General features: G+C 39.6%; 15 protein-coding genes. 7 read left to right on the forward strand and 8 right to left on the reverse strand.

Features of this window, described 5'->3' with window-relative positions; all coding sequences use genetic code 11:
- Positions 1 to 34 precede the first annotated feature (34 nt).
- From ACQ96U_RS03210 to ACQ96U_RS03230, 5 genes are all read right to left on the reverse strand, one after another.
- On the reverse strand, positions 35 to 1,639 hold the full coding sequence (locus ACQ96U_RS03210; RefSeq protein ID WP_431719788.1) for a BCCT family transporter: 1,605 nt from the start codon (positions 1,637 to 1,639) through the stop codon (positions 35 to 37).
- 59 nt (positions 1,640 to 1,698) lie between these two features.
- Positions 1,699 to 2,823, reverse strand: a complete 1,125-nt coding sequence (locus ACQ96U_RS03215) for a mandelate racemase/muconate lactonizing enzyme family protein (protein ID WP_431719789.1) — start codon at positions 2,821 to 2,823, stop codon at positions 1,699 to 1,701.
- A gap of 26 nt (positions 2,824 to 2,849) precedes the next feature.
- Complete coding sequence (locus tag ACQ96U_RS03220; protein WP_431719790.1) at positions 2,850 to 4,025, reverse strand: UxaA family hydrolase; 1,176 nt, start codon at positions 4,023 to 4,025, stop codon at positions 2,850 to 2,852.
- A complete protein-coding gene (locus tag ACQ96U_RS03225; protein ID WP_431719791.1) occupies positions 4,022 to 4,360 on the reverse strand; it encodes a UxaA family hydrolase in 339 nt (112 codons plus the stop codon). The genes ACQ96U_RS03220 and ACQ96U_RS03225 overlap by 4 nt, the downstream gene beginning before the upstream one ends.
- An 847-nt stretch (positions 4,361 to 5,207) precedes the next feature.
- A complete protein-coding gene (locus ACQ96U_RS03230; protein WP_431719792.1) occupies positions 5,208 to 5,951 on the reverse strand; it encodes a hypothetical protein in 744 nt (247 codons plus the stop codon).
- A 395-nt stretch (positions 5,952 to 6,346) separates the two neighbouring features.
- On the opposite strand from ACQ96U_RS03230, the gene ACQ96U_RS03235 reads away from it, so the two are divergent.
- The 5 genes from ACQ96U_RS03235 (at position 6,347) to ACQ96U_RS03255 (ending at position 12,100) form a co-directional block, all read left to right on the forward strand.
- Positions 6,347 to 6,886, forward strand: a complete 540-nt coding sequence (locus ACQ96U_RS03235) for an acyloxyacyl hydrolase (RefSeq protein ID WP_431719793.1) — start codon at positions 6,347 to 6,349, stop codon at positions 6,884 to 6,886.
- A 411-nt stretch (positions 6,887 to 7,297) separates the two neighbouring features.
- On the forward strand, positions 7,298 to 8,044 hold the full coding sequence (locus tag ACQ96U_RS03240; RefSeq protein ID WP_431719794.1) for an ATP-binding cassette domain-containing protein: 747 nt from the start codon (positions 7,298 to 7,300) through the stop codon (positions 8,042 to 8,044).
- A 1-nt stretch (position 8,045) separates the two neighbouring features.
- Positions 8,046 to 9,533: a glycine betaine ABC transporter substrate-binding protein gene (locus tag ACQ96U_RS03245; protein WP_431719795.1), complete on the forward strand. Its 1,488-nt coding sequence runs from the start codon at positions 8,046 to 8,048 to the stop codon at positions 9,531 to 9,533.
- A 386-nt stretch (positions 9,534 to 9,919) separates the two neighbouring features.
- The gene (locus ACQ96U_RS03250; RefSeq protein WP_431719796.1) at positions 9,920 to 10,399 is read left to right on the forward strand and encodes a DUF2569 domain-containing protein; all 480 of its coding nucleotides are present in this window, start codon (positions 9,920 to 9,922) and stop codon (positions 10,397 to 10,399) included.
- Between the two features lie 249 nt (positions 10,400 to 10,648).
- On the forward strand, positions 10,649 to 12,100 hold the full coding sequence (locus ACQ96U_RS03255) for a phosphatidylserine decarboxylase (protein WP_431719797.1): 1,452 nt from the start codon (positions 10,649 to 10,651) through the stop codon (positions 12,098 to 12,100).
- Positions 12,101 to 12,357: 257 nt separating this feature from the next.
- Here ACQ96U_RS03255 and ACQ96U_RS03260 read toward each other — a convergent pair whose 3' ends face one another.
- On the reverse strand, positions 12,358 to 12,933 hold the full coding sequence (locus ACQ96U_RS03260; protein ID WP_431719798.1) for a DUF3011 domain-containing protein: 576 nt from the start codon (positions 12,931 to 12,933) through the stop codon (positions 12,358 to 12,360).
- A gap of 372 nt (positions 12,934 to 13,305) precedes the next feature.
- On the opposite strand from ACQ96U_RS03260, the gene ACQ96U_RS03265 reads away from it, so the two are divergent.
- Positions 13,306 to 13,920, forward strand: coding sequence for a hypothetical protein (locus ACQ96U_RS03265; protein WP_431719799.1), 615 nt, complete (start codon positions 13,306 to 13,308; stop codon positions 13,918 to 13,920).
- A 29-nt stretch (positions 13,921 to 13,949) separates the two neighbouring features.
- On the opposite strand, the gene ACQ96U_RS03270 is transcribed toward ACQ96U_RS03265, so the two are convergent.
- On the reverse strand, positions 13,950 to 15,338 hold the full coding sequence (locus ACQ96U_RS03270) for a class II fumarate hydratase (protein ID WP_431719800.1): 1,389 nt from the start codon (positions 15,336 to 15,338) through the stop codon (positions 13,950 to 13,952).
- A gap of 57 nt (positions 15,339 to 15,395) precedes the next feature.
- Positions 15,396 to 16,595: an HDOD domain-containing protein gene (locus tag ACQ96U_RS03275; protein WP_431719801.1), complete on the reverse strand. Its 1,200-nt coding sequence runs from the start codon at positions 16,593 to 16,595 to the stop codon at positions 15,396 to 15,398.
- Positions 16,596 to 16,684: 89 nt separating this feature from the next.
- Here ACQ96U_RS03275 and tadA point away from each other — a divergent pair, with 89 nt between their 5' ends.
- A complete protein-coding gene (gene tadA, locus ACQ96U_RS03280) occupies positions 16,685 to 17,248 on the forward strand; it encodes a tRNA adenosine(34) deaminase TadA (RefSeq protein ID WP_431719802.1) in 564 nt (187 codons plus the stop codon).

A 17,248-nucleotide genomic window follows, 5' to 3' on the forward strand; every position in this document is an offset into this window, starting at 1 on the left:
TCTCGGCTTTAATTGTTGTGTTAAAACACTCAAATTAGCTATCTGTTGCTGCTATTGTTGCAGGGGGGGCAATACCTTCTTTGGGAAGAATATCTGACTCCTGCATTATTTGTTCTGCTGTTTTCAGACTATAGTCTGCTTTTAGCCAGTTGATAAAGCCATACACCATGTAACACAAAATAAATGTGAGGGGTATGGAGGTCACGATGGCACAGGTTTTAATGGTATTTAATGGGGCATTAATAAATAGCATAGCGAGTGGCACTGCGGCCAGTAGAATACACCAAAATAAGCGGTGCATGGGCGATGGATCTTCTCCTGCTTTGAGTCCTGGGGTGACGGTAGCCGCCATAGTGAATGCAGCAGAGTCTAGGGTTGTAGCTAAAAACAATATTGAAATGGCAGCAAATAAGATAATAAATATTGTACTCATTGGTAGGGTATTCAGTAGCTGTACAATGGCAGGGTTACCTTGACCCGATGCAACAAGTCCCGCAACATCTACGGTATTTGTGATATTAGCATGCTGAGAAAAGTTGCCAATAATGCCAAAGAAGAAGAAACAACCCGCACTGCCACTCACTAACATGTTAGATATGACGGCACGAATGGTACGTCCTTTGGACACTTTAGTGACAAACAAGCCGACAAATGGAGTGTAGGTAATCCAATATAACCAGTAGAAAATAGTCCAACCTTCTGGAAAACCACTGTTATCAACCGGATCAGTCCAAAGGCTCATCTTAATAAAGTTTTGGAACATGGTACCTAAGCCATTCACTGTAGATTTAGTAATGTACAGTGTGGGCCCAATTAAAAAGACGGCCAGACAAAACGCTATCGCCAGGTAAGTGTTCATGCTGCTAATACGCGCCATTCCCTTACTAATGCCTACATAAGAACTTAGGGAGAAAACTGCAGAAATAAGCAGGATGATGGATAAGTTCATACCAAAGCTAGGTTGAATCCCCATAATAGAGGCAAGGATTTCAGCCACCATAGGTACTGAAACCCCTAAGGTTATTGAAAGGCCGCCAAAACAGGTAAAAATAAAGATGGTATCAATAACGCGGCAAGTACTACGCCATAAAGGAGTGGACTCTTTCTTGCCTCGTATTGCAGAACAGACTGCAGATAAACTTAAGCCTGAGTTTTTACGCACGTGGAAGTGATAGGCAACGGGTAGTGCGGCTATACAGTATGTTGACCAAGCACTCACACCCCAGTGAAATAGATTGTAAGCTGTACTGATTTCATAGGCGGCGGTTGTTCCTGCCTCAACACCTAAGGGTGGCGCGTTGAAGTAGTATGCCCATTCAGCAAAGGCCCAATACACAGTGGCAGAGCCTAAGCCAGCACAAATCATCATGGCTACCCAACTGAATGTTGAGTAATCTGGTGTTCCTTCTCCTAGTTTGATATTGCCATACTTACTGAAGCCCAGTAACACAAGGAAAATGACTGCACCAAAAACAGCCAGTAATACGGGAGTGCCAAAGATGGCGGTGAGTAGGTTAAACAGATAGTTTGCACCAGCTTTACCGGCTTCAGGAAACATTGTCAGGCTAATAACAATGGTCGCGACCGTGATAAGGCTGGTTGTGAGTAGAAAAGTGTCTAATTTTTTTGTCGTTTTCATCGGTATCTCCTTTGCACATTCCTCATGGTTGGAATAAAGGAATGCGCAACTAATAAGGATTACATCACCTGATATTTTTTTATAATGTGTTCATTTAGCGCTATGCCCAGTCCAGGGCGGTCAGGAACGTCCAAATAACCTTGGTCGAAACGTATCGGGTTAATGACTAATCCATTGTCATTAGCGAATAGGCTTGGACTTTCTGAGTACTCCATTAGGGTGCCATGTTCTGTTGCAGCAAGAAAATGTACCGACGCTGCAAGCAAGATACCTGTGCTAAAACCATGGGGAATCAGCTGCACACCATATAACTGGGCTAAATCATTTATTTTGCGCATTTCTGTGATACCACCACAGCGGGTAATATCAGGCTGCACAATATCGGGTTGGTGAAACTCAAGAAAATCTTTAAATTCATAACGGGTTGTGAGCGCTTCACCTCCCGCAATTTTTTGCGGCACTTGGTTGGCGAGTTTTTGATAGCCGTAGCGATCATCCGCTAATAAGGGTTCTTCAATCCAATTAAGGTTGAATGGTTCGAGCCGTTTGCACATTGCAAGTGCATGGCCGGCGGTTTTCCAGCGGGTAGCTAAATCAATTTGCAGTTCAATATCGTTACCGACAGTCTCACGGATGATTTTCACGGTTTGATAATCTGCTTCAGGATGACTACCCAAGATACCACCACCAAACTTAATACTGGTAAACCCTTTTTTTACCAAATTATTCGCAAAATTAATGTTTTCTTGAGCACAATCAACAGGAATAAAGGTTCCATAGGCTTTTATTTTATTTCGATATTTTCCTCCTAAAAGTGTATGTAATGGAACGCCATAAAACTGTGCTGCGATATCCCAAAGTGCAATATCAATAGCGCTCATGGCATGAATGCCGGCGCCACGACGTCCCACATAGTTAGATGACCAATACATTTTTTGCCACAAACGCTCTATTTCCAGAGGATTTTCGCCAATTAATAATTTTTTTAATCCATTGCAATAGAGATTTGAATTGGGTGCTTCGATAAGGGCTTTAATGACCATGGGGGAGCTATCTGCTTCACCAAGACCCATAATGCCTTTATTGGTATGAACTCGAACAATTAATGCATCTTCACCCCATTCGCATTCCTCCTCCATCGAAGGTATTCGCAGATGAATTACTTCAACATCAGTAATTTTCATGATTAAACCTCTCAATGTTGAAAGGATTATTTAGGCTCAATACCCAATAACTTTTCGACTCGCTGATCCTTTTGGTACAGCGTGCAATAGGCGTAACCAATTTCTTCAATAGCGGTAGGTTCGCCATTAATAACGTTGTTTAATGTCGTTAAAATTTGTTCTGAAACAACTTCGATGCTGTCTGTACCGGACATAATGCCAGTGGCATCAACATCAATATCGTCATTAATTAAGGCAGGATTGCCACTGACGCGTATTACGGGAACAATAGGGTTATTAAAACCAGCACCACCCGTTGTCCATAAAATTACCTGGCACCCAAGGGCTGCAAAATGCATCCCCGCGCCGCCGCAAAGCATGGTTGTTTCGGAAAGATATAAACCGGGCTGTTTAGGTTTATCTATATTTTTTGCATTTATCTTTAAAATATCTTGAATTGGACGTGACCCTGTTTTTGCGAGTGCTCCCAGTGATTTTTCTTCTAACGTAGTTAAACCTCCTACGCTATTTCCAACACTCATGGTTTCCAGGTCAGTACCTGCAACATGCCAGCGCTTTTCTTCTTCTTGAATTAATTGTTCAATGTCATCTGCGACTTGATCATTAACGGCTCGGTGTCTTAATACATCTTCACAACCTAACAGCTCAAGAAGCTCACCAGCTACGGCGGAAGCACCAAAGTCAATCAGCTTATCAACGGCACGGCCAACGCTTGGGTTTGAGGCTATTCCTGAGGTGGTATCCGAGCCACCGCATTTAACACCAACAAATAATTGACTTACAGGCACCTCGACACGCTTCGCTCGATTAATCTCGTCAGCAATAGCCTGGGCTTTATCCGTGCCTTGTCGAATTGTGCTGCGAGTACCTTGAGACTTGATACAGGTGAGTGATTCCACTGGTTTGCCACAGGTAGCAATCGGGGTAGTGATGATAGAAGGGTTAATACTGCCACACCCCATTGTAATCACCAGTGCACCACCAACGTTAGGATTACAGGCGGCATTGATAAGGGTGGCAATCATTTCCTCATTACCACCATACATGCATGTGTTGTAGTTGGTGAGCACGACACTATTAGTTATTTTATCGCTAATCGCCCGTGCAATGCCTTCGGCACATTCATCAACAGCAATAATTAACAGCAGATTGCGAATACCTACCGTACCATTTGAACGTAAATACCCTTGAAAATGCTTCATACATCCTCCTGAATATTCATTTGCTGAATAATCTGCTGAATGATTGCGGTGGGAATATCAAGCTTTTGGCTGCGGACATTGTGAACATGAACCATTTGGCCAATGGCAATAGGCTTGATTGACTTACCGATGGAAAAACTCCCTTTTATAACCGTTTGCCCTTTCTCCATAGGTTGCCAAGCGACTTTGTTGCCGAAAGGAATATCTTGAAGCAAGGTGATGGTTCCCTCTAGCCCGTTGCTAGCTGAGATAACATGGATCTGTTCACCTTTATGGGCATCAGCCAGCAGGGTTGCCACATTATCTGCGGCATTCAGGCGGATTGCTTTGTTCATATCTTAGACTCATGTTAGTTTTGTTTTTAGAATACTGTAGATTGTATGACAATAAACATACTCTGTCATTTGAAAAAAACAGTGATCTAAATCAAGAATGGGCCAAGGAGGACCCTTGAAGTGATGAATGCTTATTAGAGACGTAATGTGAGAGATGAGACTTAGAGTAAATGTTATTAAGGAGGGTAAAATAAATTATTGGTGGGTACGATTGTATTTTAATGTACAAATTTTAGAGTGAATTATTTTTTTATTTATCAGGGTTAAATGGATTTATAAATTAAGATAATAAACGTATGTACTTATAAAACTGTCTTACGCCTTTATAGATAGCAAAAAAAGGTATGAATAGGGCAAAGCTATATTTATAAAAAAGGTATATATCTAATGCTATTAAGCCAGTAATAAGGTAAAAGGCAAAAATTATCAGTATACCTTCAAAGAAACGTGTATCCATAGTGATATTTGTTTGGCAAAAGAACCCATTATAGTGTTTGGGGTGTTGCTGTTTTGTGAAGCCGTTCTCATAAATATGTGATGCAGTTCGCGTTGTGTTGCGACAATTGGATAACTTATTTTGATATTGGTTGATATTTTTAATTTTTTTAGAAAATATTTATAGTTTTGCCATGCTTGTATCAAAAGTTATCAATGAAGGGTTTTTCATGTAAAATTTGCTTGTGAAGTTTTAGTTATATGTAATCAATTGATAGCATCATAGGGATAGTGATTATCTTAGTGGTGACAAGCGCATCCTCTGCGCTTGTTCTTTTTGAAATGAAATATCCTATTATTCAAGAGTATATCTTGAACTATGCAACAACTATTTTTTAGTACGTTTTGTGTACTAAATTTTTGTTATTTCAAGTTTATCAATAGCTATTTTGTAGTTGGGGTTTTCAGAATAGTCAGTATATATTCTTATAGCCTCACAGTTAGCATAGATAGATTTGAGTTTCACTCTGCCAGTTGACTTGTGTTGTTTTCCATCTCCTTTAACTGATAATGTGCTTTGTGAGCCACAGGCATTAACATACAATTTGGTAGCAATATTATTTAAGCCATGCACAATGACATCCAGACTGTACTGTTTACCTGATGTAAGTGAATAGGTAAGCTCTCCATTTTGTAAAGAAGAACCGCTTAAGTGAAATTCATTTTTACCTTCACACATGCTACTTTGAATAGGACCCGTTAATTTAGCTGTCCCCGTCGTTTTCCAACCTTTCAGCTGATCTACTTTAGCGATGTCTTGGCATACATTTGAGTTGGTGTCATCAGTATTTGGCCAATTATTATCGTTTGGAAAATTTGGGAAGTCAGGAAAGTCGGGGAAATCTGGAAATGACCAATCATTATGACTTGGAAAGTTAGTAGGAAAATGACTAGGAATGGACCAGTCATTATTATTGGAAGTCTTTGTTTTATTATTTTTAAAGTTAATCCCTGCATGCGTTGTGCATGAAGAGTATCCTTTTCCTGACTGTTTACAGCTATCACTATCATTGTAAGTACTGGCGTTTGAGATTGCTGCGGAAATAAGCGATAAAGAAATAATAGTACCAAAAATTAAATTTGTTTTAGTAGTCATATAAGGTTACTCCAAATGGAACGTTATTTTTAATGCTAAGTTTTTATGGTAGTTAATGTGTAATAAAAAATGTGTGAATTGCAATTTGTTATTGTGATTATTTATTTGTGGTGTTTAACGCTTTTATAAAAGGGTATAGGTTTGAATGAGATGCGAATAAATATAAATACACTTTGCTGTATTTGTATTTTTGGCAATTAAAGGTCGCAAAATGTAATGGGTGATGAATTGATGGGTACTGTAAGATGTTAGAGTGTGGCCTGTTACTAAAACAAGTTGTGTATAAGTTGTCAATTAAAGAACCTCTGATGGTAGCTTACTTATGTATACGTTATGCTTGTTTCAATATTGGTTTTCTCTTCATAAGTCGTAAGAAATATCATCATGAGGCCACTATGAAATGTGAATCTATTGCTGTTTTATTTGCGATAAATATTTTTATCTTACCCGTACATGCTGATGAAGATATTAAAGTAAACCCCATGTTTGGTGATAAAGGTAATCAACTGGCTATTCATGGCGGCGAAAGTTTTCGTAGTGATGGTTTTGAAAAGCTACATTTTGGCGCTATTTCCTATAGTCAACCGGATACGTTTTTCAGACTGCCTGCACGAAATAATATCGAGGTAGGAGCATATAAAGGTGATGGGACTTTAAAAGAATTTGATGTCAATTTTTTTGGGTTTTCAAAAGACGTAGCGTTACTCAGCGGAACTAATAGCTATCTCACATTAGGGCTAGGTGCCTATATAAAAGATAAAAAAACAGATCGAATAAGTTCTAAATTTACGTTCGGAGAAAAATTAGCTGTGGGGTATCGATTTGATAACGGTGTCAATGTTGAATTATTTGCCAGGCACTTTTCCAATGGCGGGTTAACAGAAAAAAATAGTGGACAAAATTTTGCTGGATTGACCCTAGGGTATAGTTTTTAGAGCTGAAAAATATACTAACTTTAGCTAAGTTATATACTTATTGTGATTCATTTTTTAACGCAAAACTAAGTTACCTCGCGAAGTTCAAAGTTCATTTGTAAAGGGGTAAGAATATTATCTGAGGTTAAGAGTTCTACAGTTTTCAATGCGAGTGAAGGTGATCACTAGCAAATAAGGCATTTACATGGATTTGAATTTGTAAATCATGCATGTTAAGGTTTTGCCCTAAGCGGTTATCTACAAGATAACCGCTTTTTTTTTGCGTGAATGGCCTATATGCAGCGAAAATATTAAGAAATAGGTCATATACACGATGGGATATTAAGCTGAAAGGCTGAGTGTAGTCAGTACTATACCCACCGCGAAGGGTATAACGATGAGAGCGTGTATCATAATGAGTAAGGGTTTGTTGTGCAGGTAGACTCAACGCTAAAAGCAGCCGTTGAGCTGCGAAACATTAGTCTAAGTTTTGATAGCCAGCCACTGTTTCAGAATTTTTCCTTTGAATTACCAACAGAAAAAATCACGGCTATTGTGGGTGCGAGTGGCTGTGGTAAGTCAACCTTGTTAAAGCTTATTAATGGGCTGATTCAGCCTGATGATGGAGAAATTCATATTTGTGGGCAGCAAGTATCACATTCTGATCAAGCAGAATGGCGAAGGCATATGGGATATGCAGTCCAGCAAATTGGCTTATTTCCTCACCTTAGTGCGGCAGATAATGTCGTGTTATTGGCACAACTTGAACAGTGGACTGAATCATCTATACAAGAGCGTTTGAATTACTTAGCTGAAAAAATGGGACTTGATCAAGCTATTTTATCTCGGTTTCCTCATGAACTGTCAGGGGGGCAAGCTCAGCGCGTTGGGCTTTGCCGAGCGATGATGTTAAAGCCACCCATTCTGCTTTTAGATGAAGCTTTCTCAGCAGTAGACCCTATAACACGTATGGATATTTATCAGTATTTTTTAAGATTGCAAGAAACAGAGCCAAGAACGGTTTTGCTTATTACTCATGATATGCGTGAAGCAGTAAAACTATCTGATCATATTGCCGTAATGCAGCAAGGAGAGGTTGTTCAATTTGCACCTGTAGAACAAGTGGTGAGTCAACCTGCCACGGATTATGTTGCTCGGTTAGTACAGGAGCATATTTAATATGAGTAGATGGCTTATCTTTTTCATCGTAGGCTTATTATTACCTTTACAAAGTATCGCAAAAACTGTGGTGGTAGGCAGTAAAGCATTTAATGAAGGTTATTTATTAGGTGAGATCATTGCACAAAAGCTAGCATATGATGGCTTTGATGTAGAACGTAAATTAGGTTTGGGCAAAACAATTATTACCTATGAAGCGTTGAAACAAGGCGAAATTGACGTTTATGTAGAATATACGGGGACTTTAGCCCAAGCGATTTTGAAGTTAGAAAATACACCTTCATTAAAAGTGTTACAGCAACATGCAAAAAAAGAAGGCTTAAATGTATTACCTCGCTTAGGTTTTAATAATACTTATGCGTTAGTGATTAGTGAACAAATTGCTAAAGAAAATAATATCTCCACTCTTTCTGACTTAGTGAATCACCCTGATTTAAGTTTAGGCATTAGCCACGAGTTTTTAAAGCGCAAAGATGGCTGGCAACCTTTAGCAGCTGCATATGACTTATCTTATCAACCTGTGGGTATTGAGCATAGTTTGGCCTATCAGGCAATTGCTAATGAGCAGATTACGATTACCGATGTTTATACGACAGATGGTGATATTGCTCGTTATCAACTGCGGATTCTTGAGGATGATAAGCACTTTTTCCCACGGTACGATGCAGTACCTTTGGTTCGCCATGATGCAGATCCCGCATTAATCAACAGTCTACAAGCATTGGCTAATCGTATTGATGAAGCCAAAATGCAGCAGTTGAATAGTCAGGTTGTTAATGATGATCAAAGTTTCGCAGAGGTTGCAGCACAGTTTTTAATTGATGAAGCATTGATTAAATCTAAACCGTCCCAATCACAGGATCTGAATAGTCCCTGGCAATTGTTACCTCGTTATATTGTTGAACATTTACAACTGACGATTTTGGCTTTGATATGCTCCTGTCTGGTAGGCATACCACTTAGTATTGCTGTATATCGTCGGCCAAAAGCAAGTCGTATGTTAGTTTATTGTACGGGGTTGCTACAAACAATACCTTCAATTGCGCTATTAGCATTGATGATACCACTACTGGGGATTGGTTGGATGCCTGCGGTGGTTGCATTATTTTTGTACTCATTATTGCCGATTGTCCGTAATACACTAACTGCATTGTTAACCCTAGACCCTGTTATGCAACAAGTCGCTGTTGGTATGGGGTTAACCCCAAGAGAGCAGCTACGGCATGTTTATATACCGCTTGCGGTTCCCATGATTTTTTCTGGTATTAGAACAGCTGCAATTATTAATATTGGCACTGCTACACTAGCGGCTTTTATTGGCGCTGGAGGCCTAGGAGAACCAATCGTTATGGGGCTTTCATTGAACGATACAACACTTGTGTTGTTTGGTGCTGTTCCTGCAGCATTACTTGCTATTTTTACAGAATGGCTTTTTGAAGGGGTTGAACGACGTTTTATTCCCGCCCATTTACGGAATACCCTGAGTTAGTTTTTTAAGCGTCCTTATCCTACTTCTGGATAATGCCCTTCGAACACGTCATGAATCCTTTCCTGAAAGTTTGTTTGCCGCGTCCTTGCGGCAAACAGTATGATGTGTATTATCCAGCTTTTGCCTACCACTGGGCCTATCGAAATACCACAGGTGTTTATTTAATAATGATTGATGTATAGCAAAAAGCGAGTTTACACTGCATTGGTACAATCTATATTCATCACAAGCTATTTTTATAAACACTTGTCCTGGATTAATAGTGAAATTATTTATTAACTGATAAACTTCTTTTTGAGTTAAACTTCCATTGACGCCTTTACTTTGAAAGATCGCTCTCAAGTGTTGATGAGTATAGGTATTAGGTTATTAAAAGAGGTAGTAAAATGAGCGAAGAAAAAAAATTTGAAGGCATCGGAGGTTGGCTTATTTTAATCGCTATAAGTATAGTCCTCACGCCATTCAAAATTATTATATTGGGTGTGACAACTTATTCAGATGTTTTTTCAACAGAGGTTTGGGAAGTACTGACAACACCAGGAACAGAAATATATCATTTTCTGTGGGCACCTATCATTATCGGAGAGATATTAATTAATAGTGGCTTGTTATTAGCCTGGTTATATATGGCCTATTTATTCTTCACCAAGAATAAACATTTTCCCAAGTGTTATATCAGTATAGCTATTTTTAGTCTGTTATTTATTATTGCTGATGCGTTTGCAGTAAAGCTGGTTCTTCCAAATGAACCAGTATTTGACCCTGATACCATTAAGGAGCTTACCGGCTCACTGTTTATGGTCGTTGTCTGGGTTCCTTATATGCTCGTATCAAAAAGGGTAAAAGCAATTTTTGTAAAAAAATGAATATTAATAATTGTGTAACCATCAATAAATATACATTATGTATTTTCTACCAAATTAAGAAAGTGAAGATGTTAGTTTGAATGTTAAACTAATATTAAGGTAGTGTCGCATTGCTATTTATTCGTTTTCTTTCTGGAAGATTGCAGATTTAAGAATAAAAACTAGAAAGTATGATAAACCTGATATTGTCTGGTGTTGCATACTTTTATAAGGTAAAAAAACTAATAATTGTTATAAGGAAATAACACTATGAGTGGAAAATTTCGCACTGGGACTCCACATCACCGTCTTGCGACAGCTCAAGATCTTCAAAATGCGATAAAACGTGGACCACTTGCAGAGGTTGAACAAGAATTACCCTGTCAGCCTCGGCCATTTCTGTCTGGACTGCCTCCAGTCGGTGTTACTTATAACCCCCAGCAGAAAGCTACAAAACAGTTAAAGCTTATTATTGATACAAATTACTATGCTGCATTTTTCGAGAATGCTATAAAAAAAGTGAGTAAACAACGTATTCCAGAGCTTGATCGTATAAAGACATTAGATCAGTTTTACTTTTATGTCGATGTGTTGGTTACTTGGATACCTGAAATACGAGTTTGGGATTGGTATGGAGAAACTTTGCATGAGCGTACGGTATATTTACGTATTACACAGTTTTATTATTACTTTAACCAGCCTCAATTAGAAGCATTACAAAGTCCAATTGAACCACAAGAAGGCAAGGAATTATCACCTATTTCGCTTTGGTTGAGAGACTTTGCTGTTGAATGGGGAGCTTTTTTAAATACAGCGGCTTCAACAGAATATTTATCATCATTTAAATATGCCCCTGAATATGCATGGCAAGATTACCAAAAAGCACCAGAAGAGTATCCTAATTTCAATGCATTTTTTGCGCGTCAATTCAAAGACATTAATGTTCAAAGACCTGTAGCGCAACCCAAAAATGATAAGGTTATAGTGTTTCCTGCTGAATCTACTTTTGTGGGGCAATGGGCAGTGAGTACTAAAGTGGGCCCACCGCTGGCTGCTCCACCAAGTATTGTCGTGAAAAATATTGAATGGTCTATTCGAGAGTTATTACAAGATAGTGACTATGCGGATGACTTTGAAGGTGGCATTTTCTGTCATAGTTTCTTGAATACATACGATTACCATAGAATGCATACACCAGTAGCAGGCAAAGTATTAGAAGCTAAATTTATTCCTGGTCAGGTTTATCTGGAGGTTGAACTTACCGTTAACGCTGATGAAGAGGGCAATAAAGAACCTGCGAATATTGTTACCCCAAAACGGCTTTTGGATGCGGAGGATAATACAGGCTATCAGTTTGTTCAGTGTCGAGGACTGTTAGTATTGGAGTCAAGTATTGGTAAAGTCGCTATTCTGCCGATGGGGATGGCTCAGGTTTCTTCAGTTGTATTTGTTACACCAAGGGATGAAGGGCATCAGCCAATTGAGTTATCGGAAGAAGAAAAGCGGAAGTTGGATTACAATCAACAAGTGAAATTTCTCAATGAAAAAATCCAAGGTTGTTTGACTGGTAAAAACCTAAGTAAAGGTGAGATGTTCTCTTACTTCCAGTTCGGTGGGTCTGATTGCGTTATGGTTTTTGAGCGTAAAGCAAACGTCAATATAACGGCTCAAACCAATGTACACTATCCAATTAGAAGTCAGTACGCTATAGCAAATAGCTAATTTATAAAAAACGACAGCATGGTAAACTTATATCATGCTGTATTTATTTTTTTACAATCTTTAATTTTATTTCTTCCGATAATAATTAATTTTAATTTGCAGGCTTTGGATAAAGGTGCTTGAAAAAAATAGCCTTTATCATAGTGCCATCAATATAATACGATTGTAATTGAATAGATACTTCTTTTTCGACTGCCGTATTTCTACAGCAGTCGGTGACATTTTTTATTATGTACTTTATCGTCAAAGAAGTGAATTTAGAAAAGGTTAAATACACCTCGGCAACCATTATTCACCCAAAGTATATTATTGCGAGTTCCCCAACCTTTTTCTTGTTCGCAGGGTGAATTAGAATTGCGTTTTCTCAACCATGCGCCTTTGACTTGAAATGGCAATGGACATTCATGGTAGCGGTAGTTATTGCTGTCACATTGAAGAGTAACAGGGTTTACATTGAGTTCAGCGAGTACTTGAAAAACGGCACGACAACCTTTGGTGGTGATAATTTGGTTGTCAGTGGTTGACCATACGCTGTTATCACAACTTGATCTTGATAATTTTTTATGAACATTGGTGTGAATTATTTTTAAATCACCCAGAGTACATACGCCAGGTTGGTAGTTATAGCTTTCACAAACAACATATATGGTTTTATATCCTGCCGCTTCAGCTAATTGTGTATCATTCAAATAGGCTTGAATATCATTTGAATCAAGTACCTGGCCAATACCTGGTACACTGATCGCCAAACTGCAGAGTGCTAGTCCTTTGGCTAAGTGGTTGATAATTACTTTTCGTGCCATGCATAGCTTACTAAAAAGTAAATAACGCATTTTAGCGGTTCCTTATGCTGATATTGAGGTTATCCAGTTGTGCTTACTGCAAGAATAGGTATAGACAAAAGCCATGACGTTATTAATAAGGGGAAGTGTTGTTTGTGAGAAGAATGCATGAGTATATATGGAATATATCCAGTCTCACTGGCAAACTATTTAATTGTAGGTAGGGTTGTTTACTTCACATGCATTTATAAGACTGATATCCGTAGTATATGTGAAGCAAGCCATTTGTTCTGGCCGAAAAATTCAGTATAGTGGCCCGCCTCTGAAAGTATGTTGATACATAGTCGGTCAGTTTTAACCACTGTGAATTATAAAATAGCCCAATACAATAGGGTGTATAGAGAACTCAAAAGGAAGTAAAAAATGGTTGTGCGGCTAGCGTTGTTTATGGGGCTAATGTTAGTAACAGGGTTAACTCATGCTGATTGGCAGGTGGCAAGGTTAGTACCAGATCAGCAGAAAGTTGTAATTTATCAAACAAATACACTACAAAATCAGCCTGCTGGCTATTTATCTGCTTGTGAATATTATTTATATATTCCTATTCCTGGTAGAAAAATAGTGGTTATTCAGGATTGGCGGCAAGAACAAACAGGCTATGTACCGAGTAACTTTATACAGCCATTATTGACGTTACCAGAACCTGCCCAGCGTCAGTTTATAAGCGCATTATTGCAGCAGGAAGAACAGAATATCAATCAGCATCAAGACATAATTCCTGGGCATCCAGAGTGTCAAAGTCACCATTTGCAGCGGATGGACCCAGCTTTACCCTTTATGGTCGATTACTTTTGTCACCACTATCAACCAGACTTAATGCGCTATTTTTTATCGGTCATGAGTCGTTTGGAAGCGGAAAACCCCCAGGCGATGATCCATGGGCTTGCCATACAAACGCTTTATCAGTGTCGTCCAACCTTTACTGATATTCATTTAAATGTTGCATATCAAAACCTTAAGCATTACATCAGCCCATAACCGATAGCTAAAAATGAGGCTATTGCCATCTATTCATGCTCTAAACCCCCTTGTGTCAATTTAAAGGGGTCAAGTAGTTGCTCTAGATGCTCTTTACTTAATGAGGTGTACTCCAGCGCTACATCAAGTACAGGTCTATTTTGTTGATAGGCTTGTTTGGCGATGGTAGCCGCTTTTTCATAACCAATGATCGGGTTAAGTGCGGTCACTAAAATAGGGTTACGGTATAAAGGTTGATTGATCGTTACCTGATTGACTTTAAATGTGGCAATGGCTTGATCTGCCAAGGCATTGGCGCTATTACTCAGTAGTTCGATGCTTTGTAAGAGGTTAAAAGCAATAACGGGTAACATGACATTTAATTGGAAATTACCTGACTGACCCGCAAGGGTAATGGTTGCATCATTGCCAACGACTTGGGCGGCCGCCATCATCACAGCTTCGGGAATAACAGGGTTTACTTTACCTGGCATGATACTGCTACCAGGTTGTAAAGCTGCGAGGGTAATTTCACCCAGGCCCGCCTGTGGGCCACTGTTCATCCAACGTAAGTCATTACTGATTTTGAGAAGTGCTACTGCAAGGGTCTTTAATTGACCCGATAGCTCAACTGCAGTGTCCTGGGTGCTGATCAATGTAAAAAAACTGGGTGCTATTGTTAAATCTAAGTCAGTTAACACACTGAGCCGACCTGTTGCTTCTGTGGCAAATGCGGAGTGTGTGTTAATACCTGTGCCAACAGCTGTCCCACCCAGAGCAATAGTATGTAAGCGAGGAAGAACCGCCCGGATACGATTACGACAATCATTAACTTGCTGGGCCCAGCCTGTTAACTCTTGACCTAAAGTGACGGGCATTGCATCCATTAGATGCGTTCGGCCAGTTTTAACGGTATCCATATGTTCACTGGCGCGCTGAGCAAGGCGCTGATGAAGATGCGTCAATGTAGGAAGCAACTGACTAGCGATCTGTTGTGCACTGCTAATATGAATAGCCGTAGGGATGACATCATTGCTGCTTTGTCCCATATTGACATGGTCATTAGCATGTACAGTATTTTCTTGTTCACGAGAAGCTAAGGTGGCCAACACTTCATTCATGTTCATGTTAGTACTGGTGCCTGAACCCGTTTGAAAAATATCAATAGGGAACTGGTCATGGTACTTTCCACGAATAATTTCAGTGGCAGATTTACAGATCGCTTCAGCTACGCTTGCAGGCAATAAACCTAAGCTTTGATTAGCTTCTGCCGCAGCGTGTTTTACTTGGGCAAGGGCAACAATAAAGTGTGATGAAAATGTTAAGCCACTGATTTTAAAGTTGTCGATGGCGCGTTGCGTTTGAGCGCCATACAGGGCATCAATGGGGACTTCTAAGTTGCCCATACTGTCGGATACGGTACGAAACTTGTCTTTCATAATTATTTGACTCTTACTGAACTCGCTGAATTTAAATGTTTGAATTAAGAAATAATATTAAGCGAGTAGTTTTTGATATTCAGTAATTGAGGGGCCACCTTCATAGGTACGATTTTCAGCCACTTCTTTTAGTTGGTTATGATCAAAATGAATGGCTGCTGGAATACTCAGAACATCAGGTAACCCTTGATTTTGAGGCTGATGGCGTTTGCGCATGATTAAGTTAGCTAGAATTAAGAGAGATGTATAATCTTGTTCATTTGATGACTGATACTGCCATTGACAGCTATGTTTTACGGCAGAACAAAACTCAACAGGAAAATTCCATTTTTCTAAAATTAAATGTGCAATTTGCTGTGTTTCATCAGGGGTAAACTGATTGGCCAGCTCCTCAAAATAATCATGATGAGCGCCATAACTTAAAATAGCAAGCTGACCCAAAAAGTTTAACATACCTAAAAGTAAGCCCGCTTCAGGATTGAGTTTTTTGTTGTCTTTGGCAATCAAATAACAGAGGCTGCCAACTTCTGCACTTTGTAACCAGATGTTCCTCATGACTTTAAGGACAAAACTATTTTTTTCTGATTGCACTTCTCTCTGACAGTAATATTCCATCAGCTGTATACAGGTATCAGTGCCCAGGGTTTTTATCGCTTCAGTCAGTGTGCATACTGGTTGATAAGGGCTAAATAAAGGAGTGTTAGCAGTAGCCATGATTTTGCAACAAATTGCCAGATCAAATGCAATCGAGCGAGCCAATGTTTCAATAGGAGGGTCTTTTAGGTCTTGCTTTTTGATGAGCTGAATCGCTTTTGGCAGTGAGTGCAAAATGGCATGGCCAGCCAGAATTTCCTGGGCAATTTGATGCTCAAGACTATGATCATGATTGTTGCTGGATTGCCGTAGGCGAAGAAAGCGCGCTAACTTATCATGCTCAAAGATAATAAGCTTAACAGCTGATTTTGATTTTCCTGAAAATTGGCGAGGGCGTAATCGTGCGAGTGGCGCAACAGCACTGGGGGTGCCCCCTTTTATTTCTTTACTGCGTTCATCGGCAGCAATCAGCTCAATTGTGCCATCAGCAAGAAAATAGTCATAGTTATCTTGTTCACCTAAATTGAAGATGTACTTATTTTTAGGAATTTCTACGTATGAGCCTGCATGGCACAAAAGAATTATATCTGCCTGACTCAGCGGCTTGAAAATATCAAACTGTTTAAGATCGAGGTCGGGAGGAATAGCCTGTATTGCAGTCATGACAAATCCTTTGTAATGTGTTTCGTTCCATGGTCTGACTTAAATTGTAGACATAAACAGTGTAAACCGGTAAAAACGTCGTAACTTCTATGCCATACGCCCCGTTCACCCATCAGTTGCTTTCTTCCTGCCAACAACAAACAGCTTCTCAAGCGGTTATTGACCGCTTTTGGATGCGATTTGCACTCCAGCAGGCCCGGCTTGCAGCGCAACAAGGTGAAGTCCCTGTTGGCGCTGTTTTAGTACAACGTGGACGGTTACTCAGTGCAGGGTTTAACCAGCCTATATCACAATGTAACCCAGTCGCTCATGCGGAAATCATGGCGTTACAACAGGGGGCAGCGGTGTTACAAAATTACCGACTATTGCACTGTACACTCTATGTAACCTTAGAGCCTTGTACGATGTGTGCAGGAGCACTGGTGCATAGCCGTATACAGCGTTTGGTGTATGCTGCTTCGGAACCGAAGTCTGGTGCTATTAAGAGTAAAAACCAGTTGTTACAAGCAGATTATATGAATCACCAGGTTGAGGTGATGGGGGGCGTTTTAGCCGACGAGTCTAGCCTGTTACTTCAAGCATTTTTTCAACAGCGGCGTGATGCACGTAAACAGCTTAAACAGAATAATAAAAGTAATTCAGATAACGTGTGA

It is taken from the genome of Zooshikella sp. RANM57 (genome assembly GCF_050749885.1).
Lineage (GTDB): Bacteria > Pseudomonadota > Gammaproteobacteria > Pseudomonadales > Zooshikellaceae > Zooshikella.

Excerpts from the sequence above, each read along its gene's own strand:
- ACQ96U_RS03210 (WP_431719788.1), bottom strand. The coding sequence starts at position 1,639 with ATGAAAACGACAAAAAAATTAGACACTTTTCTACTCACAACCAGCCTT.
- ACQ96U_RS03215 (WP_431719789.1), bottom strand. The coding sequence starts at position 2,823 with ATGAAAATTACTGATGTTGAAGTAATTCATCTGCGAATACCTTCGATG.
- ACQ96U_RS03220 (WP_431719790.1), bottom strand. The coding sequence starts at position 4,025 with ATGAAGCATTTTCAAGGGTATTTACGTTCAAATGGTACGGTAGGTATT.
- ACQ96U_RS03225 (WP_431719791.1), bottom strand. The coding sequence starts at position 4,360 with ATGAACAAAGCAATCCGCCTGAATGCCGCAGATAATGTGGCAACCCTG.
- ACQ96U_RS03230 (WP_431719792.1), bottom strand. The coding sequence starts at position 5,951 with ATGACTACTAAAACAAATTTAATTTTTGGTACTATTATTTCTTTATCG.
- ACQ96U_RS03235 (WP_431719793.1), top strand. The coding sequence starts at position 6,347 with ATGAAATGTGAATCTATTGCTGTTTTATTTGCGATAAATATTTTTATC.
- ACQ96U_RS03245 (WP_431719795.1), top strand. The coding sequence starts at position 8,046 with ATGAGTAGATGGCTTATCTTTTTCATCGTAGGCTTATTATTACCTTTA.
- ACQ96U_RS03250 (WP_431719796.1), top strand. The coding sequence starts at position 9,920 with ATGAGCGAAGAAAAAAAATTTGAAGGCATCGGAGGTTGGCTTATTTTA.
- ACQ96U_RS03255 (WP_431719797.1), top strand. The coding sequence starts at position 10,649 with ATGAGTGGAAAATTTCGCACTGGGACTCCACATCACCGTCTTGCGACA.
- ACQ96U_RS03260 (WP_431719798.1), bottom strand. The coding sequence starts at position 12,933 with ATGCGTTATTTACTTTTTAGTAAGCTATGCATGGCACGAAAAGTAATT.
- ACQ96U_RS03265 (WP_431719799.1), top strand. The coding sequence starts at position 13,306 with ATGGTTGTGCGGCTAGCGTTGTTTATGGGGCTAATGTTAGTAACAGGG.
- ACQ96U_RS03270 (WP_431719800.1), bottom strand. The coding sequence starts at position 15,338 with ATGAAAGACAAGTTTCGTACCGTATCCGACAGTATGGGCAACTTAGAA.
- ACQ96U_RS03275 (WP_431719801.1), bottom strand. The coding sequence starts at position 16,595 with ATGACTGCAATACAGGCTATTCCTCCCGACCTCGATCTTAAACAGTTT.
- tadA (WP_431719802.1), top strand. The coding sequence starts at position 16,685 with ATGCCATACGCCCCGTTCACCCATCAGTTGCTTTCTTCCTGCCAACAA.